The organism is Pseudomonas graminis (assembly GCF_013201545.1).
GTDB lineage: Bacteria > Pseudomonadota > Gammaproteobacteria > Pseudomonadales > Pseudomonadaceae > Aquipseudomonas.
The window spans coordinates 345,018-369,160 of record NZ_CP053746.1 but is presented as its reverse complement, the minus strand read 5'-3'; the positions used below and the strand labels follow the sequence as shown (position 1 = coordinate 369,160).

Here is a 24,143-nt window from a genome sequence, read left to right as displayed (position 1 = left end):
GGATTCTGGCTGAAATCAACGGGCGTCTGTTTGCTTATTTACCGCTGTACAGATTCAGATCGCCGAAGTGCTTCTTCTGGATCTCGGCGTACTTGCCGTCATCGTGCAACGCTTTGATACCTTTGTCCAAAAGCGCTTTCAGGTCCTTGTTACCTTTCGAGATGCCGACGGCCGTTTTGGCTGGCAGCAGGGGATCGTCGATTGGCTTGCTGACTTCGTAGTCAGCGCCTTGTGGCGACTTCAGGAAGCCCAGCTCGGCTTGCAGCATGTCTTGAACCGAGGCGTCCAGACGACCCGAAACGAGGTCGGCATACACCTGATCCTGGTTGGCATAGGCCTGGGTTTTCACGCCCGCCTTGTCCAGAACGGCCTTGGCGTAGGCTTCCTGGATGGTGCCCTGCTCGTAACCCACGGTTTTGCCTTTGAGCGACGCAGTGTCAGCGGTCAGGCCGGAACTTTTTTTGTAGACCAGCGAGGTAGGGCCGGAGAACAGTTCGCTGGAGAAGTCGATGACTTTCTCGCGGGCCGGGGTCACTGTCATGGAGGAGATCACGCCGTCGAACTTGTTGGCTTTCAGGCCCGGAATCATGCCGTCGAAATCGCTTTCGACCCACTTGCACTTGACCTTCAGTTCTGCACAGATCGCGTTGCCCAGATCGATATCGAAGCCCACCAGGCTGCCATCGGCGGCTTTGGATTCGAATGGCGCGTAGGAAGGATCGACGCCGAAACGCAGCTCCTTGTATTCCTTGGCCATTGCGTTACCGGCGGCCAGACAGATGGCGAGTGCGGAAAGGGTCAGCCATGCTTTTTTCATCGTTCAGTCCTTAAAACCAAATTGAGCGTTGGGAACACGCGAAGGCTTGCTACCGGCAAAAGCCAGACCGCAAATAGACAGCAATTTCCGAACCAAACAAACGAACGCGCGTTTTAAATGTACGGAGTTGTCGCAATGATGACTTAGAGCCATCTTTTGTCTTTTTTTGAGGCCCCGCAGGCACCGGCAGAGTAGCCGCATCCCGTTGAGAGTGGGCGAAAAAGTTGCAGCCTCAAAGGTCTGCAGCGGTGCTTTTTACAGCGGAGGGGAGATTCGAAACGCCTTGTGGGGCGTGCCGTTGAAAGACTGGGGCTTGTAGTGCGCCCCATTTCAGCGCATTCGACACGGGCGCGAGCTGGCCTCGCGCACCGCGACGGTGCTCAGGCCAGCAGGTCCTGAAGCGTCGCCAGGCTGTCGGCTTCGGCAACGGGTTTGTCGAGGCGCCATCGCAGCATCCTCGGGAACCTGACGGCGATGCCGCTCTTGTGCCGTTTTGATAGCGCAATGCCCTCGAAGCCCAACTCGAATACCAGGGTCGGGGTAACACTTCGGACCGGGCCGAACTTGTCGACGGTGGTCTTGCGGATGATCGCATCGACTTTGCGCATCTCTTCGTCGGTCAGGCCTGAATACGCTTTGGCGAAGGGCACCAATGTCCGTTCGCTGGATTCCGGCGGGCCGTCCCAGACCGCGAACGTGTAGTCGCTATACAGACTGGCGCGGCGGCCGTGACCGCGCTGGGCGTAGATCAACACCGCATCGACGCTGAACGGGTCCATTTTCCACTTCCACCATACGCCCATGTCCTTGGTGCGCCCGACGCCGTACAGCGAATCCCGCGCCTTGAGCATCATGCCTTCCACGCCAAGACTGCGGGAGGCCTCGCGCTGCCGGCCGAGGTCGAGCCAGTCGGTGCCGGTCAGGACGGGAGACGGCATCAGCACCGGGCTCTGGGCGTTGGCGATGACCGTTTCCAGCTGCGTGCGCCGCTCATGTTGCGGGCGGCTGCGCCAATCGTGGCCTTCCCATTCCAGCAGGTCGTAAGCCAGCACGACGACCGGCACGTCTTCCAGAATCTTCTTGCCGAGGGTTTTGCGGCCGATCCGCTGTTGCAGCAGAGCGAAGGGCTGCACCGACGGCGTCGCTTCGCCGGGCGTGCCTGGGGCAGGGGTGTCGAGGGCGAATTCGCCTTCCTCGGCATTCTCCGCAGCCGGGGCTTTCCAGACCACGATCTCGCCGTCGATCACCGTGCCGTCGGGCAGGCATTGGGTCAGGCTGTGCAGTTCGGGGAAGCGATCCGTGACCAGTTCTTCGCCCCGCGACCAGATCCACAGGCGACCTTCGCGCTTGACCACCTGGGCGCGGATGCCGTCCCACTTCCATTCCACCTGCCAGTTTTCGGCGGCGCCCAGCAGGTTCTCGAACTGATCGACGGGTTGCTGCAGCGCGTGGGCAAGGAAGAAGGGGTAAGGCTGGCCGCCGCGTTGCGCGTGTTCGTCGGCCGATTCTTCGGCGATGAGTTTTAGATAGCCCTCGGCGCTGGGGCGATGGGAAAGATCGGTGTAGCCGACGAGCCGCTGGGCCACGCGCTTGCTGTCGATATCGGCCAGCGCGGCGAGGGCCCGCGTCACCAGCAGCTTCGAGACACCGACCCGGAAACTGCCGGTGATCAGCTTCAGACAGACCATCAGGCTTTGCGGGTCCAGCTGTGACCAGAACGTTGGCAGGCGCTCGAGTAATTCTTCCGGAGGCAGACCACGCAGGGGCAGCAGATGATTTTCCATCCAGCTGGCCAGGCCTTCTTCGGAGCTGTGCTCGGCTTTGGGGAGCAGCAGCGACAGGGTTTCTGCCAAATCGCCGACCGCCTGGTAACTCTCCTCGAACAACCATTCCGGCAAGCCGGACAGCAGTAATGCCTGCTCACGCAACATCCGCGTCGGCACCAGTTGCCGTGGGCGTCCGCCGGCCAGGAAGTACACCGCCCACGCGGCGTCTTCAGGTGCCGCGGTGCTGAAATAGACTTGCATGGCCGCCAGCTTGGCATTGCTGGAGGTGGTGGCGTCGAGGTCGGAATACAGCTCGGCGAAGGCCTTCATGGGGAGGCCTCCCCTGTCGATGCGGATTCGGATGCTGGCTCGGTCTTGGCCGCTGCGTCGTCTTCTTCATCGCCGTATTCAGTGCTGAAACCCTGGGCGTCGAGGCCGAGTTCCCGCAGATAGCGCACCAGCACCGCTACCGAGCCGTGGGTGACCATGACCCGCTCGGCGCCAGTGTTTTCGATGGCCCATAGCAAGCCGGGCCAGTCGGCATGGTCCGAGAGGGCGAAGCCGCGGTCGACGCCGCGCCGACGTCGGGTGCCGCGCAGCATCATCCAGCCGCTGGCGAAGGCGTCGCTGAATTCGCCGAATCGGCGCATCCAGGTGCTGCCGCCGGCGGACGGCGGTGCGACGATCAGGGCGCTGCGCAAGGCGGGATCGGTTTTTTTGAAGTCACCGGCGTAGTGGGTTTCCGGGATGCGCACGCCGGCTTCGCGGTAGACGCGGTTCAGCGGTTCGACGGCGCCATGGACGAGGATCGGGCCGATGCTGGGGTCGATGCCGTGGAGGATGCGTTGGGCTTTGCCGAATGAGTAGGCGAAGAGGACGCTGGCTTTGCCGGCGGCGGCGTTGGCGCGCCACCATTCGTTGATGCCGGCGAAGATTTCCGATTGGGGCTGCCAGCGGTAGATCGGCAGGCCGAAGGTGGATTCGGTAATGAAGGTGTGGCAGCGCACGGGTTCGAAGGGTTCGCAGGTGCCGTCGGGTTCGACTTTGTAGTCGCCTGAGGCAACCCAGATTTCGCCCTGGTATTCGAGGCGGACCTGGGCGGAGCCGAGGACATGGCCGGCCGGGTGAAAGCTGAGTTTGACGCCGTGGTGGGTGATGCTTTCGCCGTAGGCGAGGGTCTGGAGGTTGATGTCCTGGCCCAGTCGGGAGCGCAGTATGCCTTCGCCGGGCGCGGCGGCGAGGTAGTGTTCATTGCCGGTGCGGGCGTGGTCGCCGTGGGCGTGGGTGATGACGGAGCGTTCGACCGGGCGCCACGGATCGATGTAGAAATCACCGGGCGGGCAGTAGAGGCCTTCGGGGCGGGCAATGACGAGATCCATGGTTTGACCGGGTTTGGGGACTTGTCAGGTAGAGCGGTGGCGGGGCGCAGAAGTTCGGGGTTTTGAAGCAAGATCAAGATCGAGATCGAGATCGAGATCAAGAGCGTCGGCCTAACGGCTCGACTGTTTCGCCTTCGGCGAGTTACTTGGAAAAGCACCCCAAGTAACCAAGGGTGCTTGCTCTCGGTTGGGCCCGACTTCGTCGGGTTCCTTCACTCCGGTCTTGCTCCGTGGGCTCGCGCCGAACGGACATCCATGTCCTGACGGCGCTCTCGCCGCATCCCTGCGGCTCGGCCCACTGCGCAAGACCTGCGTTCAGCCTGCACCAAAGTCGCGATTGGTGTCGTCTGGGCTATTTGTGTTTGGAGATCAAAAGCAGATCAAAAGCGGATCAAAAGCTTCCCGGCTGAAGCCGGTCCCACTGACGGTACGCGGTGTGCTTTTTAGTGGGACCGGCTCTAGCCGGGAAGGGGCCGGTATGGGCACCATCAATCTGGATGCACGCGTTGCTGTTAGTGGGACCGGCTTTAGCCGGGAAGGGGCCAGTTCAGGCGCCACTTCCTCCAAAGGCTTGATCGTTCCCACGCTCTGCGTGGGAATGCATCCCGAGACGCTCCGCGTCATCCCGGATCGCTCGACCATTTACTTTCCGGGCGTCAGCGTCAGGCGCTGTTTGCCGTAGGCTTTTTCGAAGTTTTCCGGTTGCATTGGCACGGACATGTAGAGGCCTTTCATCCAGGGTTCGATGCCGTTGGCGTTGTACGGGCTGGCCGGGTTGCCGGATTGGCCGGCGGCGTTTTGCGCCATCATCGGTTCCTGCTGGGCGAAGTCGACGATGATGCGCATGGCCGGGACGACGGCGGCGTTGAAGTCCTGACCCCAGTGGAAGCCCGAGGCGTTGAGCGTGGTGTGGTCGCCGCCGGTGGCGATCGGGCCTTTGGTCACGCTTGCTTTGCTGCCGCCCAGCGCGGCGCTGAGTTGGGCGCTTTGGGCGGTCCAGGTGGTCTGGTGCAACTTGCCCCATTGCCAGGCCTTGTGATCGGCGCCCAACTGGCTTTCGCCGACGGTGATTGCCGCGGCCAGGCTGCGGGCGAGGATGGCGGGTTTGTCTTCTTTCTGGGGCGTTTTCACGTCGTCCCAATACGGACTGTCTTCGCGGCCCAGCAGGTGATCGGCCTGGGGCGAGTAGGACAGGTCCGCGCTTTGCACCAGCGCTTTCCAGGCAGGGCTGGTTTCAGGGCCGAGTTCGTCGAGGAAAGTCTGGCGGGCGCTTTCTTGCAGGAAGAGTTCATAGATGGCCGCATCTGCCGAACCTGGCGACAGCCTGCCGTCGAACGCCATCAGGCGGCTCAACGCCTCACGGGCTTTGTCGCGGTCTGGCGCGGGCAAGGCGTCGATGGCCTGTTTCAAAGGCGCTGACATGCCGGGCGCGGAGAACATTTTCTTCAGTTTGGCGGCGAAGGTCGTGGTCTGGTCGTATTGCATGGCGACGGTGCTGCGGGTGTCCTGCTTGCCGGCATTGGCCAGTTCGGCGATGCGTTCGGCGCGCTCCGGGTAGTCCCAGGAGTTGGACAGCTGCATGCCATAGCCTTTCGGCACGGTGCGCTGGTTGGCAGTGGCAATCCAGCCTTGTTGCGAATCCTGATCGTACGGGTGCAGCATCGCGTCGGCGTAGCCGTCCCAATCAAAGCGAGCATCCCAGCCCGGCGAAGGAATCAGGCCGAGCCCGTCACGGCGGTTCGGGTATTTTCCGGTCACTTGCCAACCGGTGTTCGAGGCATCGGCAAACACCATGTTCAGGGTGATGGCGCGGATTTCCCGGGTGGTGTCGAAAGCGCGCTGCACAGTCGGCGCGCGGGTCAGGTCAAAGAGGGCGTCGAGGGTTTTGTCATCCTTGGCGTCCGGCGTCTGCAGGGCGATGCCCAGGCCGCTGGCGAGTTGCGCAGAGCCAGCGTTGAGCAGTGGGCCGTGACGTGTTTCGTACGCGGGCTCGCGCACCGGGCTCTGGCCTTTGACGAAGTAGGTTTCCTCATGGGCGCCTGCCGCGACCCATTTTCCATCGGCCATCACCATCAGGCGATTGTTTTCGCGCTTGAGCTTCTCCAGAAACAGGTCCTGGTTGTCGCCCATTGCCGGGCCCATGCCCCAGGCCAGTTTGCCGTTGAAACCGGACAGCACCAGTGGAAGGCCCGCAACGGTCGCGCCTGCGGCCTGGTATTTCGGCGAGCGGATCTGCACGAAATTCCACATCGACGGCAGGGTCGGCGCCAACTGGCTGTCAGTGGCCAGCAGGCTCTTGCCGGCGCGGGCGCGCTGAGGAGAGATCACCCAGTTGTTTGACGCCGAAACGCCCAGCAGGTTGAGGTCGGAAAGCTGCAGCGCTGCTTTGTCCAGATCGCTCAGGCCCGACAGCTGGCTGCCCAGGCTCAGGCCTTTGAGCTTGTCGGCTTCAGCAAAGGGCAATGCTTCGTCGGGATAGGTCGGCAGCAGCCAGGCCAGCTTGTCTGCCCCGACTTTCTGCGCCAGCACCAGCGAGGAAATTTCCTCCTGCAGGTTCACCGACAGGCTGAAGTTGAGCAGGCTGAAGATCAGCGCCGAGTCTTCCGGCTTCCAGTATTCAGGCTTGTAACCTGAGTCGGCGAGGTCAGCCGGCAGTTTGTCGCGGTAGCGGAAGAGGTAGGCGTTGACGCCGCGCGCGTACACCTCGAAGAAGCGCTTCAGGCGCGGCGACGAGGCGGCATACAACTGGCCGGCGGTCTGTTTGAGGTTGGCGGCGCGCATCATGCGGTCGAGATCAAGGGCGCCCGGCCCGGCGATTTCCGACAGCCGGCCCTGGGCCAGCAAGCGCATTTGCATCATTTGAGTGATGCGGTCTGTCGCGTGAACGTACCCGAGGGTGAACAGTGCGTCATGGAATGTGCTGCTTTCAATCAGCGGCATGCCCAGATTGTTGCGGCGAATCGAGACGTTCTGCGCCAGCCCCTTAATGGCAAACACCCCGCTGGCAGGCGGCAGGCTGTCGCGGTCTTCACCGCCCAGCTGGCAACCGGCCAGGCTCAACAGTCCAATCATGGCAGCGGCCGCGCTCATGCGCGTTTTCAACGTCGAAAGGGCTGGCGAGGCCATGATGTAGCTCCTGCGGGGGTGGGCGTAGAAAAGGCGCTACGTTAGAGAGCAGGCGGGCGTCACGCAAGCAGGGGGAGGGAGTTTATTTTCGGGTTTCAGAGGGGATATCAGCGCGTCCCCCTGAACCCTGTCGACCCTGGGATTACGGCTTCGGCGGATTGATCTTGTCGGCCAGCGCATAGGCGCGCTTCACCGCGTCGCGATTGGCGACCGTCTCGAACCAACGCTTCAGGTGCGGGAAGTCATCCAGGTTCTGCTCCTGGAACGTGTGCGGCACGATCCACGGGTAGATCGCCATGTCTGCGATGCCGTAGTCCTCGCCCGCAACAAAGCTGCGATCGGCCAGACGCTCGTTCAGCACGCCGTACAGGCGCGCAGTCTCGTCAACGTATCGCTTGATCGCGTAGGGAATCTTCTCTTTGGCGAACCGGTTGAAGTGGTGATTCTGACCGGCCATCGGGCCCAGGCCGCCCATTTGCCAGAACAGCCATTGCAGGGTTTCCTGGCGGCCGCGCAGGTCCTTCGCAATGAACTGACCGGTCTTCTCGGCCAGGTACAGCAGGATAGCGCCGGACTCGAACAGGTTCAGCGGTTCGCCGCCGTCAGCAGGTTCGTGGTCGACGATGGCCGGAATCTTGTTGTTGGGGGAAATCTTCAGAAAATCGGCTTCGAACTGTTCGTTCGCCCCGATGTTGACCGGGAAAATCTTGTACGGCAGGCCCGCTTCTTCGAGGAAAATCGAGACTTTGTGGCCGTTGGGGGTGGTCCAGTAGTGCAGATCGATCATTGCGCGCTCCAGGTGAAGTCATCACGACTGCCATTAAGGCTGCACCTGTTTTACGCCTTCAAACGTCCATCGCACAAATGAAAACGGCCTGAAGATTCAGGCCGTAGAAAGGGCAGGGTGCGTTACGCGCCGTGGCACTTCTTGAATTTTTTCTCGCTGCCGCAAGGGCAAGGATCGTTGCGGCCGACGTCCTTGAGCGTGTTGCGTACCGGCTCCTGAGGCGCGTGGCCGCAATGCGGGCCGTGCACATGACCGTGGTCATGATGGTGATCGTGATGGTCGTGATCGTGGTCACAGTCGGGACCGTGCACGTGGGCTTGCTGGTTCATGGGGTTACTCCGGAATCAAATCGCCGGGGATTATGTCGCCATTGCGCCCGATGCGCACGCTGTGTCCGAATAAAAATCCAGTCTTGAGCTTGCCTTCCAAACGGTAATGCACCGGCTGATTGGCTTTGCCGAGCACCTTGGAGATGTCCTTGAGGTGTTCCCACAGATTGGTACGGATCGGCACGGAAAAGTTTTTGTGACTGTTGGCTTTGACGATGAACCAGTCGCTGTAGACGCCTTCGCTGAGCAGCATGTCGTTGAGCAGGATCTTGTAGCGCAGGCCGCGGACCAACAGGCTGGAGTCGTTGGGGTTGTCGACCCTGAAGCGCAGCTTGAAGTCCTGACGCAGCAACTTGGCCTTGACCACCTCGACCTTCAGCAGCTTGACGTCGGGGTCTTCGAAGCCGCCGGTTATCCAGGTCGAGCAGCCTGACAGCGCAAGCAGCGCGAAGAGGCCGGCGATTCTGAGGACGTGTGCTGCAAACATCATGGGTCGCTCCCTTAAGTCCGGCCTGCTAGGCCCGGTCTGACCGCCACTGCACGTGACTCGCCGTTCTCCACAGCCTGCGCCATACTCGCGCCATGTGTCGAAGGAGTATTGACCATGAAGCTCTACGAAATCGTATTTTCCGGCCAATTGGTCCCCGGCGCGCAGCCGGATCTGGTCAAGGCCAACATGGTAAAGCTGTTTCAGGCGGACGCCCAACGCATCGCGTTGCTGTTCTCCGGCCGTCGGCTGGTCCTGAAAAACAACCTCGATGAGGCGGCGGCGGAAAAGTACCGCTCGACCCTTGAACGCGCCGGGGCCATGGCCCAGGTCGCGCCTATGGCGCCAGTCGTTCAGGCTCCGGTCGTGGCGGCCCCGGGCCTGGTTGAGGTGGAAGAGGTCGAGCTGGCGCCGCCCCCGGACGAGCCGAGCTGGACGCGCAAGCCATCAAACCTGACCGCGCCGCGCAACGACGCCACGCCGACGCGCAAAGCCAGCGTCAAACCGCGGGACGTTTATATGGCGGCGTTTGTGGATGTGGAGGCACCTGACTACACGCTCTCGGAGCCGGGCCAGGACGTGCAGGATCCGAAAATGCCGGCGCGTGCGCCGCAGCTCGACCTGTCTGGGTTGAGTCTGGCACCGGCGGGCGCTGATCTGGGTCCGGACAAGCCGGTTGAGCATGCGCTGGTGCCGGACGTTTCCCACATCAGACTGGCCTGAGGACTGCCTGTCTCTGGGTGGTTGCTCGCGTTGCCGCTGTGTAGGTCAGCTTAGATAAGCCGAACAGCACTTCTTGAATTTCTGTTGGCTGCCGCAGGGGCAGGCATCATTACGACCGGCTTTGAGCGACACCGTCGGGTCGATGAAATACCAGCGTCCCTCATGCTGCACGAACGCCGAGCGCTCGCGATGACAATGCTCGCCGTCGGCATCGTGCCAGCGGGCGCTAAAGGTGACGAACGCGTGCTCTGGCTGGCCGCCGATCAACTCGGCGCCTTCCACTTCCAGGCCCAGCCAGGTGCTCTGGGCGCTCCACTGGCTGATGGCATCTCGGTTCAGCCCGGGCTGCTGCGCCGGCATTGTGGTGTCCAGCAGATAGCCCACCAATCCCAGCACATAAGCGCTGTAGCGCGAACGCATCAGCGCTTCGGCGCAAGGGGCAGGCTGACCGGCGTGATAGCGGCCGCAGCAACCGTCGAGAAGATTGCCGCTGCCGCAGGGGCATATTGCGCTGCTCATGATGCGTCTCTCACCACCAGTACTTGCCGTGATTCTCCGGATTGGCCCAGAACTTCGCGTTCAGCCAGTCCGGCACCTGTTTGTATTCCCGCAGATCGTAGGTGAACAGCGTGAGCACTTGCTCATCCCGGGAAAACCGTTCACTGGCCTGGAGTGCCAGCGAGTAGAAATCAGTGGATTGCCAGCCGCAGGCATCAAGGTCGGCCAGCACGGCGATCCGGCTGGCATTGAGATTGCGGATCCCGCCCAACAGCTCCAGCCCCGCGCGCTTGGGCATGTGCTCCAGACAGTCCACCACCAGCGCCAGATCAAAACGCTGCCCGGCCAGATCGGCGGGCAAAAGGCCCGGTGCCGCCTGGGCCAGCTCGGTTTGCGGATGCGCTTCGCGAAAAGCCTGCAACGCCGGAAATTCCTCGGCGCCCACCAGCAGCAAACGCTTAGGCGCATAGAGGTCGAGCAGGGCGGCGAGGGCCTGTTGCGGCGTGCGGCTGGAGAAGCGATCAGTCATTGGAGTTCCTCGGTCAGGCGGGCAAGGGTAGCGCGCTGAACTTCGATGGCCTAGTGCTTGAACTTTTTCATTTCGCGATATGACAAAGCGTACGGAGTGAAGGCAAAAGGCTATTCCCCAAAGAAGAGTCCGAATTGTGCGGTGAAATCCCGTAAACCCCTGAAATCGGGGTGGCGAACGGCCCCACACGCGTCTTTACTGCATTTCAGTCGGTTTTAGCCGATACCAAAGGAGAAGAACTGTATGAGCATGATTCGGACAGCGTTACCTCTGATTTTGGTTACCAGTGTATTGACGGGCTGTGCGGGCTTGCAAAAGACCGACTGGCCTCTGTGTGCGGCCGGTGGCGCACTGAGCGGCGCAGCGATCGGCGCCTTCCAGTCTGCCTCGGTGGCGGCAGGCTTCGGTGCTGCGGTAGGCGTCATGGCTGGCGCGTATTGCTGGGTCCATGGGGATGGCGATGATGACGGCGACGGCGTCCTCAACAGCAAGGACAAATGCCCGAACACGCCGAAAGGCACCTCGGTCGATGCCACCGGTTGCCCGATCGTGACACCTGCGCCTGAGCCAGTTGCTGCTCCGGTGGTGCTGCCCAAAGAAGAAATCATCACCATTCGTGACGTGCACTTCGAGTTCAACAAAGCCACGCTGACACCGGGTGACAAACAGCAGCTGGACATGGTTGCGACCAAACTCAAAACCGAAGCCCCGAACGTGCAACTCCACGTCAGCGGCCACACCGACAGCGTAGGCAGCGATGCGTACAACCAGAAACTGTCGCAAAAACGCGCGCAATCGGTGACCGACTACCTCGTCAGCGCCGGCATCCCGCGTGCCTCGTTCGTGTCCGTTGAAGGTGATGGCGAAGCGCGCCCTGTGGCCGACAACAAAACCGCCGACGGCCGAGCGCTGAACCGCCGCGTCGAGATCAAAATCAACCGTTGAGACAAGGTTGAAGCCACAAAGGAAGCCCCGGCCTGGAAGCCGGGGTTTTTTTATTCTGGTATTTGGTTCCATGTTCAAAAAAAATTGTCTAGACCGGCCCCTTCCCGGCTAAAGCCGGTCCCACTAAAAGCGCGCGTGGATTCAGTGGGACCGGCTTTAGCCGGGAAGCCGTTGCCGTTGCCGTTGCCGTTGCCGTTGCTTTTGATCTTCGTGCGCAAAAGGTTCAAACACCGCAGAACGCGACTTGGGTGCAGGCTGAACGCAGGTCTCGCGCAGTGGGCCGAGCCGCATGGATGCGGCGAGAGCGCCGTCAGGACATGGATGTCCGTTCGGCGCGGGCCCACGGAGCGAGACCGGAGTGAAGGTATCCCGACGAAGGAGGAACCCAACCGGGAGCAAAGCGTTTTTGGTTACTTTTGGGGCGCTTTTGCCAAAAGTGACCCGCCGTAAGGGCGGAACCATAACTCCGGCAAACACCAATAACGGATATTCACCCAATCCCAGCGCAACCTCATCAAACCAGCCAGCTTTTGAAGCCTGCCTCTGGCATAGTCCCCCGCCTCACCGTACTGTGCGCAAACCGTTTTCACCGCACAAAACCAAAAACAGCAGAGGCACCACATGAGTGTGATTTGGGGAACAGGGAAAGTACTGACAACAGCATTCTGGCTACTGATAATCACCAGCCTGACCATCACCATGCCAAACCCCTTCGACCTGTTGTTCAAACTGGCAGGCGGCCTCTTGCTGCTCGTCCACCTCATCGAACTGATCGGCTACAACGCCAGCCTGCGCGGCCGCCCCCATCCCATGCGCGATCGTCTCCAGATTTTGCTCTTCGGCCTCTTTCACCTGAACACATTCAAACGCCCACTGGCGGAGGTACACCATGCGTAACGCGATGCTGATGACGGCAGGCCTGCTGTCCGCCCTGACCAGCCCCTGGATCATGGCCCAGACCATTTCCGTCGAAACCCACTCGCTCATGCGCCTGCCGTCCAAAACCAGCGTATTGCAACTGGACCGACTCGAAGTGGCCGACTACGGCACCCTGCTGATCCCGGCCGGGCTCACCGAAGTCAAAGTCGGTCAACTCGTCATGGGCCACGAATCACGCATCGCCATCGTCCCGAGCGCCGAACCGTTCAGCCTGCAAGTCAAACAGGCCGACCTCGGCGGCGGCGCCGAAATCACCGCGAGGGGCGCCCCGGGCACCTTCGAAAAAGCGCCAACTCCAGGCCGCAACCTCAACGTGAGGATTGAACAACTCAACGCTGACCAACTCTTCGTCGACGCCCGTGGCGGCGCGGGCTCACCCGGGTACGTCGGCCTCGACGGCGGCAACGGCATCGATCCGGGCTGCACCTGGGGTTCCGCCAGTCGCGGGATCGACGGCGACAATGGCGGCAACGGCCGTGACGGCGCGCCGGGTGCGCTCGTTCGTCTTGAGCTGCCAGCGACTTTCGGCAATGAACGCATCAAGGTGAACGTTCAGGGCGGCGCCGGTGGGGTTGGCGGCGACGGTGGTCGCGGCGGCAAAGGCGGCGCGTCCAAAGGCTGCGTGGTCTATCGCGCGGACGGCGCCAGGTCCGGCAAGAACGGTGACAAAGGGCAGTCCGGTGCAGCAGGGCCAACGGGCGCTATCGTGGTTCGCAACTTATAAGCCCGACAACCCACAGGGGTTATTTACCGTCCAGACGGCTCTCTTGCGTGGAGCCGACACGGTTGATGTGGGAGTGAGTTTGCTCACGAAGACGGCCTCTTAACCGCCGGATATCCAGCGGGTGGACCGCCTTTTCGCGAGCAGCGCTTGCCCACCTCTAAAACATGGGCCTGATGGCAGCGATTGCCACAACGGCCACCCCAACCATCAGATTGATCCCCACCAGACGCCGCATTCCACCCAGCGCCGCAGCGCCCTCAGCCCATTGCTCGGCAAGCACAGCCTTGCGCAATTGCGGCAGGTTCAACGTCGAAACCCGCAGAAACAACGCCACCATCACCACATACAGCCCCATCATTACTTGCACATAACGGGGCGCAGTCTGGAAACCGCTGAAGTTGATATTGATCATGCCAATGCCAGTCACCGGCAGCATGATCACCGCGCACCAGACCCAGACGAAGAAACGCGGCAGCACCTGCAGCCACAGCTTCAACCGGGCCGGGCCCTCAAGGGCGGCGATGACCGCCGGTCGAAGAATCATCCAGGCGAAAAACATACCTCCTACCCACACAATCGCTGCCAGCACATGCAAGGCGTAGACAAAGGCTACAGGTGACATCGAGAACTCCGATCTGCGCAGAAAGAATTAGCGCGGTATGATAGCCGCCCGCTGCGACTACTGAAGATATATCCAGCGGTTTTCGTTTTCATTCAGCACCCGTGACGCCGAGCCAACGACCCAGCCCATGATCAGCACCGAACTCAAATCCCAGATTCAGGGCGCCTACTCGCGTTTCCTCGAAGCCAAGAGCCTCAAGCCTCGTTACGGCCAGCGCCTGATGATCGCTGAAGTGGCGAAGGTGCTGGGCGACGTCGATACCGACGAAGAAGGCCGCCGTTCGGGTGATCCCGCTGTGGTGGCGGTCGAGGCGGGGACGGGCACCGGCAAAACCGTCGCCTACGCCATCGCAGCCATTCCGACCGCCAAGGCCGCCGGCAAGCGCCTGGTCATCGCGACAGCGACCGTCGCTCTGCAGGAGCAGATCGTCTACAAAGACCTGCCCGACCTGATGCGCAACAGCGGCTTGAATTTCACGTTCGCGCTGGCCAAGGGCCGCGGCCGCTACATGTGCCTGTCCAAACTCGACATGCTGCTGCAGGAAGGCGACGCCCAGAGCGCGACCGCGCAGCTGTTCGAAGAAGAAGGCTTCAAGATCGAAGTGGATGAGGCCAGCCAGAAGCTTTTTACCACCATGATCGAAAAGCTTGCCGGTAACAAATGGGACGGCGACCGCGACAGCTGGCCCCAGGAGCTGGCCGATCAGGACTGGGCGCGCCTGACCACCGATCACAGCCAGTGCACCAACCGCCATTGCCCGAACTTTCAGCAGTGTGCCTTCTACAAGGCCCGCGAGGGCATGGGCAAAGTCGACGTCATCGTCACCAACCACGACATGGTCCTCGCTGATCTGGCGCTGGGCGGCGGTGCGGTCCTGCCCGATCCCCGCGACACCCTGTACGTGTTCGACGAAGGCCACCACCTGCCAGACAAGGCGATCGGCCACTTCGCCCATTTCAGTCGCCTGCGCTCCACTGCCGACTGGCTGGAGCAAACCGCCAAGAACCTCACCAAATTGCTCGCCCAGCACCCGCTGCCGGGCGATCTGGGCAAGTTGATCGAGCAGGTGCCCGAGCTGGCACGGGAGATCAAAACCCAGCAGCAATTCATGTTCACGGCGTGCGAGCAGCTTGCCGATTTCAAGCAAGGCGAAGACATGGAAGGCCGCGAGCGTCCGCGCCATCGCTTCGTCGGCGGTGTGGTCCCCGAACACATGCGCGAGATGGGCATTGAGCTGAAAAAAGGCTTCGCCCGGCTCGACGATCTGTTCACGCGCCTGACCGAGCTGCTTAAAGAAGGCATGGATGGCGAGGTCAACATCGGCATCGCCAGCCATCAGGCGGAAGAGTGGTATCCGTTGTTCGGCAGCTTGCTGGCCCGCGCCCACGGTAACTGGGAATTGTGGACCGCTTTCACCGCAGAAGATCCGGAAAACAGCCCGCCCATGGCGCGCTGGTTGACCCTGGCCGACAGCGGCTCGCTGTTCGACATCGAGGTCAACGCCAGCCCGATCCTCGCCGCCGAAATGCTACGCCGCAACCTGTGGAACGTCGCTTACGGCGCGCTGGTGACCTCGGCTACGTTGACCGCGCTGGGCAAATTCGACCGCTTCCGCATGCGCGCCGGGCTGCCGAAAGATGCTGTTACCGCCGTGGTGCCGAGTCCGTTTCACCATGCTGACGCGGGCGTGTTGCGCGTGCCGGACCTCAAAGCCGACCCTCGCAACGCGGCCGAACACACGGCCGCCATCATCCGTGAACTCCCAAATCTGGTCGAAGGCTCCAAAGGCACGCTGGTGCTGTTCTCGTCCCGCAAACAGATGCAGGAAGTGTTCGACGGGCTGGAACGTGACTGGCGCAAGCGGGTGTTCATCCAGGGCAACCTGTCGAAACAGGAAACCCTCAACAAGCACAAGGCGCGGGTCGACGGTGGCGATGAAAGCGTTCTGTTCGGGCTGGCCAGCTTCGCTGAAGGGGTCGATCTTCCGGGTGCGTATTGCGAGCACGTTGTCATCGCCAAGATTCCTTTCGCCGTGCCGGATGATCCGGTCGAAGCCGCACTGGCCGAATGGATCGAAGCGCGAGGCGGTAATCCGTTCATGGAAATCGCCGTTCCCGACGCCTCGTTGCGCCTGATCCAGGCCTGCGGTCGTCTGCTGCGCACCGAGCAGGACCGCGGCATCATCACGCTGTTGGATCGCCGGGTCGTGACCCAGCGCTATGGCAAAGCCATCCTCAACGCACTGCCGCCATTCCGGCGCGAAATTTCCTGAATCCGTGTTGCAAATGAAACACGGTTGACCGGGTCTTAACACTCGGTCCGCCCGGATGCGCGCAACCTCGTCGTGCTCCGGGCCTCAGATGATCAAGGAGCTTCAGATCACATGATTCGCCGTTCACTGTCCGCCCTCCTTGCCACGCTGTGCGCCGGTATGGCCCACGCCGCGCCTGATGTGCAGCAAACGCTGTTCAATTTCGTCCGGCCCGCCGACGTGGTGAAGGTCACGACCCAGGATGCCGGTTTTCCCCAGTCCAACGCCGAACAGACTGCCGAAGGCGAAGTGCTGCGCAGGGTGGTGTTCAATCCGGTCGCCAAGCCCAGCCTGCAGTTGACCCCGCAGACCGGCGTCTGGGACTGGAGCCACGACAGCGCCATGACCTTGCGCCTGCAAAGCGCGATGGATTGGGCGTTGACGGTGTACGTGCAGATCGAAAGTCGCGACGGCAAAATCCTCACCAGCCGCATCGACCTGCCGGCCGGACCGGCACAAACCCTGGTGCTGCCGCTCAAGGCCAGCTCGCCACTGAGCCAGGGCATGCGCGCCGGCCCACCCATGCCGTGGATGTACGAAGGGCAGCGCGTGTTGCTGGCGAACACCGAGGGTGAGCTGAACAGCGCCGAGGTTTCATCGGTCACCGTGTCGATGTCTCAACCCAATGTGGCGCAGTCCGTCCTGATCGAGAAGTTCGGCGTGCAAGAGGGCGACGCGCTGCAAACCGCGGCCTTCAGCAACCTGGTCGACGGCTACGGTCAGTTCACCCGGGGCAAGTGGCCGGAGAAGGTCACCAGCGACGATCAGCTCAAAGCGCTGGCCGCCAAGGAGCAGCAACAGTTGCAAACCTGGCTGAAAGACCGTCCGGCCCACGACAAATACGGCGGCTTGCTGAGCGGCCCGTCATTCGAAGCGAAGGGCTTTTTCCGCACCGAAAAGCGCGATGATCGCTGGTACTTGGTGACGCCGGAAGGCCACCCTTTTTACTCGCTGGGGGTAAACGCCGTCTCCGCGGACGACAGCCAGACCTACGTCGAAGGCCGCGAAGCCATGTTCACCGGCCTCCCTGGCAGCGACGATCCGCTCGCCGCGTTCTATGGCAAGGGCGACGACAACCGCGAGACGGGCGCCAACCGCAACCGGCAGTTCGATCAGGGCCGCTGGTTCGATTTCTATGGGGCCAACCTGCAGCGCACGTACGGTGTGCCGAAGTGCGTGGAAGTCTCAAAGCCTGCCGATCCGGCCGACGACGAAGACGCGGGCACAGCCGCGAACGCCTCCACTGCCGACAGCGCTGCCGCGCAGACTGCACCAGCGCCTCAGCCCGAAAAAACCGCCACGCCTGCGCCTGCCGTTGAATGCAAACCGGTGATCGTGGACAGCAAACGCTGGGTCGACCACACCCTGCAACGCTTGCAGGCCTGGGGTTTCAACACCGTGGGCAACTGGAGCGAGCCCGCGCTGCAAAACCTCGAAAGCAGCAAGAAGGAACGCGTGCCCTACACACTGCCGCTGTCCATTGTTGGCGACTACGTGAGCATCAGCACCGGCCTGGACTGGTGGGGCGGCATGCCGGACCCATTCGATCCGCGCTTCGCCATGGCCACCGAGCGGGCCGTCGCCATCGCTGCGCGCGATCATCGCGATGACCCGTATCTGATCGGCTACTTCGCCGATAACGAACTGGCCTGGGCTGCGCCGGGCAATGATCCCAAGGACCGCTACGCATTGGCCTACGGCACCCTGAAGTTGACCACCGATGTGCCGGCCAAGCGCGCGTTCCTCAAGCAGTTGCGCGACAAGTACCGCAATGAAGAAGGGCTGTCCAAAGCGTGGGGCATCAATCTATCGGCCTGGGAGTTGATGGAGGACCCGGGCTTCGAGCCGCCGCTGCCGAGCGCAGAGCACCCGGAGATCGAAAACGACTTCCGGTATTTCCAGCGTGTGTTCGCCGAGACCTATTTCAAGACCATTTCCGACGCGCTCAAGTGGCATGCGCCGAACCATCTGCTGCTCGGTGGCCGCTTTGGCGTCACCAGCCCCGAAGCGGTTGAAGCCTGCGCCAAGTTCTGCGACGTGCTGAGCTTCAACTCTTACACCCTCAAACCCCAGGACGGCGTGGACTTCGCGAAACTGCGCGTGCTCGACAAGCCTGTGATGGTCACCGAGTTTCATTTCGGCTCCCGCGATCGCGGGCCGTTCTGGGGCGGAGTGCTCGAAGTGCCGCGGGAGGAAGATCGTGGGCCGGCTTACGCCAATTTCCTGAAAAGCGCGCTGGCCGAGCCCTCCATCGTCGGCGTGCACTGGTTCCAGTACCTGGATCAGCCTGTCACGGGCCGCTTGCTCGACGGCGAAAACGGCCATCTCGGGCTGGTGGGCATCACCGACGTACCGTACCAGGGCTTCGTTGAGGCAGTGCGCAAGGCCAATGGACAGGTCGTGGATGTGATCGCCAAGCGCCCTTAACCGGGCGGTTCCCAAAGCGATCATTCGCTGGAACAATGTTCGCCATTTTTGCAGCCCGACCGGAGAGCCAGACCGTGCAGATTCAAGGCCATTTCGAGCTTCAGTTTGAGGCCGTACGCGAGGCGTTCGCCGCGCTGTTCGACGATCCGCAGGAGCGTGGCGCAGCGCTGTGCGTGCAGGTTGGCGGCGAGACGGTGCTGGATCTGTGGGCGGGCACGGCAGACAAGGATGGCAGCGAAGTCTGGCACAGCGACACCATTGCCAATCTCTTCTCCTGCACCAAGACTTTTACGGCGGTCACGGCCTTGCAGTTGGTGGGCGAGGGCAAGCTGAATCTGGATGAGCCTGTCGCCCGTCTCTGGCCTGAGTTTGCGGCCAACGGCAAACAGTCCGTCACGCTGCGCCAGTTGCTGTGTCATCAGGCCGGGCTCCCGGCGATCCGTGAAATATTGCCGGCCGAAGCGCTTTACGACTGGCAGACCATGACAAGTGTGTTGGCTGCCGAGGAGCCCTGGTGGACGCCGGGGCAGGGCCACGGCTATGCCGCCATCACCTACGGCTGGCTGGTGGGCGAGATGATTCGGCGTGCCGACGGGCGTGGCCCGGGCGAATCCATTGCGGCGCGTATTTCACGGCCATTGGGCCTGGATTTCCATGTCGGTCTCGCTGATGAAGAGTTTCACCGCGTCGCCCACATCGCCAGAGGCAAGGGCAATACCGGCGACGAGTCCGCACAGCGGCTGCTGCAGACCACGATGCGCGAACCCGCTTCCATGACCGCCAGGGCGTTCACCAACCCGCCGTCGATCATGACCAGCACCAACAAGCCGGAATGGCGGCGCATGCAGCAACCTGCCGCCAATGGCCATGGCAACGCACGCAGTCTGGCCGGTTTCTACAGCGGCTTGCTGGATGGCAGCCTGCTGGACGGCGACTTGCTCAACGAGCTCACCCGCGAGCACAGCATCGGCCAGGACAAGACGCTGCTCACCCAGACGCGCTTCGGTCTGGGCTGCATGCTCGATCAACCCGCGGTGCCTAACGCAACATTTGGCCTGGGTGCCAAGTCGTTCGGCCATCCTGGCGCAGGCGGCTCGGTAGGTTTCGCCGATCCCGAGCGCGATGTCGCGTTCGGTTTCGTAACGAATACCCTCGGTCCTTACGTGCTGATGGACCCGCGCGCTCAGCGTCTCGTGCGCGAGCTTGGTGAGTGTTTGCAATAAGTATCACCGTTAAGTGCTTGTTCTACCGACTGTCAGTTAAAGATCGATAACGGAACCGTAGGGCGGTTTCTTTTTCCAAATCGGTCTTTATGCGTGTTATATGAGCGCTGCTTCGTTCATTTTCTGATCAATTATTCATGTGGGTCACCCATGTCAGCTAACAAAAGCCTCGCATTCGCCATCTGCCTCGCCGTCACCGGCTGTGCGCAAACCCCTCAGGACCCATCGGCCAGCAATGACCACTGGTGGTCGTTCGGCTCAGGCAAAGGCGCCGATGCCGCTCCGGCAACCCCGGCGCCAGGCCCGGCGGCCGCGCAAGTGGCAAAAGCCCAGGCCGAGACCGGCACGCGCTGGTACTGGCCGTTTGGTTCTGACCACGGCGAGACCGAGAAGAAACCGGAAGTTGCCGCCACTCAACCGGCTGCGGCCCCGGCCGTTGCTCAGGCCGGCGACGCCAACAAATGGTGGTGGCCGTTCGGTGCGACCGAAGCCAAAAAAGACGCAGCGCCAGCTGTTCCCAAAGTCGACCCTAAAGTGACCCAAGCCTGGCTGGATCTGAATGAGCCGAAAGTCCGCGAAGCGATCAAGGACAGCCAGTTCCAGCTTGAGCGCCGTGACGACATCCTCGTGGTGACCGCGCCGGTCGACAGTACTTTCAATCCGAAACGTCCTGAAATGCTCCTGCCGACCAACCTCGGCCCGATCAGCCGCATGGCCAAGATTGTTGAAGTCGATCCGCGCGCCGCTGTTCTGGTGTTGGGTCACGGTGATGTCGCCGGCGACGCCGATCTCAAGATCAGCCAGCAGCGCGCACAATCGGTCGCGGCGATTTTTCGCCTCAGCGGCCTGCAGCGTAACCGCCTGAGCCTGCGTGGCATGGGCGCCGACATGCCCCGTGCAGCCAGCGACAGTGCGCCAGGTCGCGCATTGAACCGCCGCGTGGAAATCATCCTCACCCCGCAAGACACCATGGTTGCCCAGATGGCCAAGTACAACTTGCCGCCGGCGCCAACCTTGCTGGCCGTGCAAACTGCCAACGCGCCGGCTCCGGCACCGGTTGCCGCACCGACCAAGGCGGCTGCGCCTGTCAAATCGGCCGCACCGGTCAAGAAGGCCGCTGCGACCAAGGCTTCAGCCGCCAAAGCGCCTGCGGCCAAAAAAGCGCCGGTGAAGAAAGCTGCGCCGGCGAAAGCCAAGGCAGCGCCTGCGAAAGCAGCCGCTAAAAAACCTGCCCCGGATGCTCAGGCCAGCAACTGAGGTTAAGATCGGGAATCTGTTCACGAATCTCGATTAAGGAAGGCAGTGATGAGCCAGCGTCTGGCCGATATGCGTCGTAACTATGCCCGCGAAGGGTTGACCGAAGCCCAGGCTCCGGAAGAGCCCTTCGCACTGTTTCATCACTGGTTCAACGAAGCGGTCCAGACCGAGCAAGCGCCGGTGGAGGCCAATGCCATGACGCTGGCGACTGTCGATGCCGACGGCCGCCCGCATTGCCGGGTCCTGCTGCTCAAAGGCCTGGACGCCCAGGGTTTCACGTTCTTTTCGAACTACGAAAGCGCCAAAGGCCAGCAGTTGAACGCACGTCCTTTTGCCGCCATGACGTTCTTCTGGCCCACGCTGGAACGTCAGGTGCGCATCGAGGGCCGCGTGGCCAAAGTCAGCCACGAAGAGTCCGACGCCTATTTCCAGGTACGCCCCCTCGGCAGCCGCCTGGGTGCCTGGGCTTCTCCGCAAAGTAGGGTGATCGCCGACCGTGAAGAACTCGAAGGTTTGCTCAAAGCCACCGAGGCGCGTTTCATGGACACCCAGCCTGACTGTCCCGATCACTGGGGCGGTTATCGTCTGGTACCGGATCGCATCGAATTCTGGCAGGGACGTCCAAGCCGTCTGCACGACCGCCTGAACTATCGACTGGTTGAAAGTGAATGGCAGCGGGAGCGCCTGGCCCCCTGATTGCTGGCGTTTCGGACTGGCTGATTGTCGCCCTCGGGTCTCTGTCACACTTTTCTTTGAATCAATCCCCGGCGCCGTCGTCCACTGATGTAGACGTCGGCGGGTTGCTGTATCACGCCTGAATAAACGTAAATTATCGGTACAGGACCGTGACATCGATTGGCGTCGCAGAGTCTAATGGCTACCTGTTCCTCTGGAGATACTGTTATGCGTAAGTCTGTTCTGTTGGTTGCTTCGTTCACCGCCATGGCGCTGACGCTGGGCGGCTGTACTTCAAGCCTCACCGGCGACTCGTACTCGCGCGACGAAGCTCGTCAGGTGCAGACCGTACGCCTGGGTACCATCGAATCGCTGCGTCCGGTGAAGATTGAAGGCACCAAAACCCCGATCGGCGCTGGCGCCGGTGCCATTGTTGGCGGCGTGGGTGGCAGCGCCATCGGTGGCGGCCGCGGCAGCATCGTGACGGCCGTGATCGGTGCGGTCGCCGGTGGTCTGTTGGGTTCGGCAGCGGAAGGCGGCCTGACCCGTGCTCAAGGCGTCGAGATCACCGTGCGTGAAGACGACGGCACCATGCGTGCCTATGTTCAGGAAGTTCAGGAAAACGAGATCTTCCGTGTGGGTGAGCGTGTCCGCATCATGACCGTCAACGGTACCAGCCGCGTCAGCCACTAAACCGCGCTGGATGGCCTGAAGCTTGGTGTAAAAGCCCGCTTGCGAAAACGCCCCGATCATTCGGGGCGTTTTGCATTTCAGCACGCTGTCTCAGCTACAGGTTTTGCGCTGTAGCGGCTTATTCAGTAATGCCCAGGATATTGCGGGCCAGCGCTTCAGCGATGCGAATCCCGTCGACGCCGGCCGACAGGATGCCGCCCGCATAGCCCGCGCCTTCGCCCGCCGGGAACAGGCCTTTGACGTTGAGGCTCTGCAGGTCTTCGCCACGGGTGATGCGCAGGGGCGAGGAGGTGCGGGTCTCGATGCCGGTGAGGATCGCATCGTGCTGCGAAAAGCCCCTGATCTGCTTCTCGAACGCGGGCAGCGCCTCACGAATGGCTTCGATGGCGAAGGCGGGCAATGCGTCGGCGAGGTCGGTCAGCTTGACGCCCGGCTTGTAGGACGGTTCCACTGTGCCCAACGCCGTCGACGCTTTGCCCGCGATGAAATCACCCACCAGTTGCGCCGGGGCTTCGTAGGTTTCGCCGCCCATGAGGTAGGCGTGGGACTCCAGACGCTCCTGCAGTTCGATGCCGGCCAGCGGGCTGCCCGGATAATCCTGCTCGGGCGTGATGCCTACGACGATGCCAGAGTTGGCGTTGCGCTCGTTGCGCGAGTACTGGCTCATGCCGTTGGTGACCACGCGGTTGGGCTCGGAAGTCGCCGCCACCACCGTGCCACCGGGGCACATGCAGAAGCTGTACACCGACCGGCCGTTCTTGGCGTGGTGCACCAGTTTGTAATCGGCAGCGCCAAGCTTCGGGTGACCGGCGTATTTACCCAGTCGGGCGCGGTCGATCAAGCCTTGTGGGTGCTCGATGCGGAAGCCGACCGAAAACGGCTTGGCCTCCATGAACACGCCGCGGCCGTGGAGCATGCGGAAGGTGTCGCGGGCGCTGTGGCCCAGCGCCAGAATCACGTGCCGAGAGTCGATGCGCTCGCCGCTGTCGAGCAGGACGCCCTGCATCTGGCCGTCTTCGATCAGCACATCGGTGACGCGTTGCTGGAAACGTACTTCGCCGCCCAGCGCTTCGATCTGATGACGCATGTTTTCAACGACGCCCGTCAGGCGGAAGGTGCCAATGTGCGGCTTGCTGACGTAGAGAATCTCTTCAGGCGCGCCGGCTTTGACGAACTCGTGCAAGACCTTGCGACCGATGAATTTCGGGTCTTTGATCTGGCTGTAAAGCTTGCCGTCGGAAAACGTCCCCGCGCCGCCCTCGCCGAACTGCACGTTGGATTCAGGGTTGAGCACGTTCTTGCGCCACAGGCCCCAGGTGTCCTTGGTGCGCTGACGGACTTCGGTGCCGCGCTCGAGGATGATCGGTTTGAAGCCCATTTGCGCCAGCAACAGGCCGGCAAAGATCCCGCAGGGGCCAAAGCCGACCACTAGCGGACGCTGGCTCAGATCGGCAGGGGCGTGGCCAACCACTTTGTAACTGATGTCTGGCGCCGGGCCGATGTGTTTGTCGTGACTCAGGCGCTGGAGCAGGGCGGCTTCGTCCCGCACCTGGAAATCGATGGTGTAAATGAACTGCAGCTCGGTGGATTTCTTGCGCGCATCGTAGCTGCGCTTGAACAGGGTGAAATCCAGAAGCTCGTCGCTGCCGATGGCCAGGCGTTGCAGAAGTGCAGGGCGCAGTTCGTCGTCCGCGTGGTCCAGCGGCAGTTTGAATTCGGTGATTCGTAACATTTAAAGATCCGGTTTCGGGCCGCAGGATCGGCCCGGCAGCACTACAAGAGCGCGCGATTATAAGCCACATTGGGCAGGGAGCGGTGGCCCGAGCGACGACATCCGCCGCGCAGCCGCCGTTTAGCTTTGCACCGAGTCAGTTGGGAAACTTGAT

General features: G+C 61.9%; 21 protein-coding genes. 10 read left to right on the top strand and 11 right to left on the bottom strand.

The window, feature by feature from the left end:
* Positions 1-34: 34 nt before the first annotated feature.
* The 7 genes from FX982_RS01725 to FX982_RS01695 all read right to left on the bottom strand — a co-directional run bounded on the left by FX982_RS01725 (position 35) and on the right by FX982_RS01695 (position 8,694).
* A complete protein-coding gene (locus tag FX982_RS01725) occupies positions 35-817 on the bottom strand; it encodes a transporter substrate-binding domain-containing protein (RefSeq protein WP_172609417.1) in 783 nt (260 codons plus the stop codon).
* A gap of 380 nt (positions 818-1,197) precedes the next feature.
* Positions 1,198-2,913: an ATP-dependent DNA ligase gene (locus tag FX982_RS01720; RefSeq protein ID WP_172609416.1), complete on the bottom strand. Its 1,716-nt coding sequence runs from the start codon at positions 2,911-2,913 to the stop codon at positions 1,198-1,200.
* Positions 2,910-3,962, bottom strand: coding sequence for a ligase-associated DNA damage response exonuclease (locus tag FX982_RS01715; RefSeq protein ID WP_172609415.1), 1,053 nt, complete (start codon positions 3,960-3,962; stop codon positions 2,910-2,912). Before FX982_RS01715 ends, FX982_RS01720 begins: the two co-directional genes overlap by 4 nt.
* A gap of 642 nt (positions 3,963-4,604) precedes the next feature.
* Positions 4,605-7,088, bottom strand: coding sequence for a penicillin acylase family protein (locus FX982_RS01710; protein WP_172609414.1), 2,484 nt, complete (start codon positions 7,086-7,088; stop codon positions 4,605-4,607).
* A 142-nt stretch (positions 7,089-7,230) separates the two neighbouring features.
* On the bottom strand, positions 7,231-7,875 hold the full coding sequence (locus tag FX982_RS01705) for a glutathione binding-like protein (RefSeq protein WP_122536126.1): 645 nt from the start codon (positions 7,873-7,875) through the stop codon (positions 7,231-7,233).
* Between the two features lie 122 nt (positions 7,876-7,997).
* Positions 7,998-8,204, bottom strand: a complete 207-nt coding sequence (locus tag FX982_RS01700; RefSeq protein WP_065992586.1) for an SEC-C metal-binding domain-containing protein — start codon at positions 8,202-8,204, stop codon at positions 7,998-8,000.
* Between the two features lie 4 nt (positions 8,205-8,208).
* Positions 8,209-8,694, bottom strand: a complete 486-nt coding sequence (locus FX982_RS01695; protein WP_065992587.1) for an LEA type 2 family protein — start codon at positions 8,692-8,694, stop codon at positions 8,209-8,211.
* Positions 8,695-8,808: 114 nt separating this feature from the next.
* On the opposite strand from FX982_RS01695, the gene FX982_RS01690 reads away from it, so the two are divergent.
* Positions 8,809-9,414: a hypothetical protein gene (locus FX982_RS01690; RefSeq protein ID WP_172609413.1), complete on the top strand. Its 606-nt coding sequence runs from the start codon at positions 8,809-8,811 to the stop codon at positions 9,412-9,414.
* A gap of 45 nt (positions 9,415-9,459) precedes the next feature.
* Here FX982_RS01690 and FX982_RS01685 read toward each other — a convergent pair whose 3' ends face one another.
* Together FX982_RS01685 and FX982_RS01680 are read right to left on the bottom strand one after the other, a co-directional pair.
* Positions 9,460-9,933, bottom strand: coding sequence for a YchJ family protein (locus FX982_RS01685; protein WP_172609412.1), 474 nt, complete (start codon positions 9,931-9,933; stop codon positions 9,460-9,462).
* 10 nt (positions 9,934-9,943) lie between these two features.
* Positions 9,944-10,441 (bottom strand): DUF6231 family protein, encoded by a 498-nt coding sequence (locus FX982_RS01680; protein ID WP_172609411.1) that lies wholly within the window; start codon positions 10,439-10,441, stop codon positions 9,944-9,946.
* A 243-nt stretch (positions 10,442-10,684) separates the two neighbouring features.
* Between FX982_RS01680 and FX982_RS01675 the strand changes: the two genes are divergently transcribed.
* The 3 genes from FX982_RS01675 to FX982_RS01665 all read left to right on the top strand — a co-directional run bounded on the left by FX982_RS01675 (position 10,685) and on the right by FX982_RS01665 (position 13,049).
* Positions 10,685-11,386, top strand: coding sequence for an OmpA family protein (locus FX982_RS01675; RefSeq protein ID WP_172609410.1), 702 nt, complete (start codon positions 10,685-10,687; stop codon positions 11,384-11,386).
* 621 nt (positions 11,387-12,007) lie between these two features.
* A complete protein-coding gene (locus tag FX982_RS01670; protein ID WP_172609409.1) occupies positions 12,008-12,283 on the top strand; it encodes a DUF1145 domain-containing protein in 276 nt (91 codons plus the stop codon).
* Positions 12,276-13,049: a collagen-like protein gene (locus FX982_RS01665; protein ID WP_172609408.1), complete on the top strand. Its 774-nt coding sequence runs from the start codon at positions 12,276-12,278 to the stop codon at positions 13,047-13,049. Before FX982_RS01670 ends, FX982_RS01665 begins: the two co-directional genes overlap by 8 nt.
* A gap of 157 nt (positions 13,050-13,206) precedes the next feature.
* On the opposite strand, the gene FX982_RS01660 is transcribed toward FX982_RS01665, so the two are convergent.
* Positions 13,207-13,671 (bottom strand): CopD family protein, encoded by a 465-nt coding sequence (locus FX982_RS01660; RefSeq protein WP_172609407.1) that lies wholly within the window; start codon positions 13,669-13,671, stop codon positions 13,207-13,209.
* A 127-nt stretch (positions 13,672-13,798) separates the two neighbouring features.
* Between FX982_RS01660 and dinG the strand changes: the two genes are divergently transcribed.
* The 6 genes from dinG to FX982_RS01630 all read left to right on the top strand — a co-directional run bounded on the left by dinG (position 13,799) and on the right by FX982_RS01630 (position 22,257).
* Complete coding sequence (gene dinG / locus FX982_RS01655) at positions 13,799-15,943, top strand: ATP-dependent DNA helicase DinG (RefSeq protein WP_065992603.1); 2,145 nt, start codon at positions 13,799-13,801, stop codon at positions 15,941-15,943.
* Between the two features lie 111 nt (positions 15,944-16,054).
* Positions 16,055-18,409, top strand: a complete 2,355-nt coding sequence (locus FX982_RS01650; RefSeq protein WP_172609406.1) for a beta-galactosidase — start codon at positions 16,055-16,057, stop codon at positions 18,407-18,409.
* 74 nt (positions 18,410-18,483) lie between these two features.
* The gene (locus tag FX982_RS01645; RefSeq protein WP_172609405.1) at positions 18,484-19,632 is read left to right on the top strand and encodes a serine hydrolase domain-containing protein; all 1,149 of its coding nucleotides are present in this window, start codon (positions 18,484-18,486) and stop codon (positions 19,630-19,632) included.
* Positions 19,633-19,782: 150 nt separating this feature from the next.
* Complete coding sequence (locus tag FX982_RS01640) at positions 19,783-20,889, top strand: OmpA family protein (protein WP_172609404.1); 1,107 nt, start codon at positions 19,783-19,785, stop codon at positions 20,887-20,889.
* A gap of 48 nt (positions 20,890-20,937) precedes the next feature.
* Positions 20,938-21,585 (top strand): pyridoxamine 5'-phosphate oxidase, encoded by a 648-nt coding sequence (gene pdxH, locus FX982_RS01635; protein WP_172609403.1) that lies wholly within the window; start codon positions 20,938-20,940, stop codon positions 21,583-21,585.
* A gap of 207 nt (positions 21,586-21,792) precedes the next feature.
* Positions 21,793-22,257, top strand: coding sequence for a glycine zipper 2TM domain-containing protein (locus FX982_RS01630; RefSeq protein WP_037012225.1), 465 nt, complete (start codon positions 21,793-21,795; stop codon positions 22,255-22,257).
* A 118-nt stretch (positions 22,258-22,375) separates the two neighbouring features.
* On the opposite strand, the gene FX982_RS01625 is transcribed toward FX982_RS01630, so the two are convergent.
* Entirely contained in the window at positions 22,376-23,989 is a 1,614-nt protein-coding gene (locus FX982_RS01625; protein WP_172609402.1) for an NAD(P)/FAD-dependent oxidoreductase, read from the bottom strand.
* Positions 23,990-24,143 lie beyond the last annotated feature (154 nt).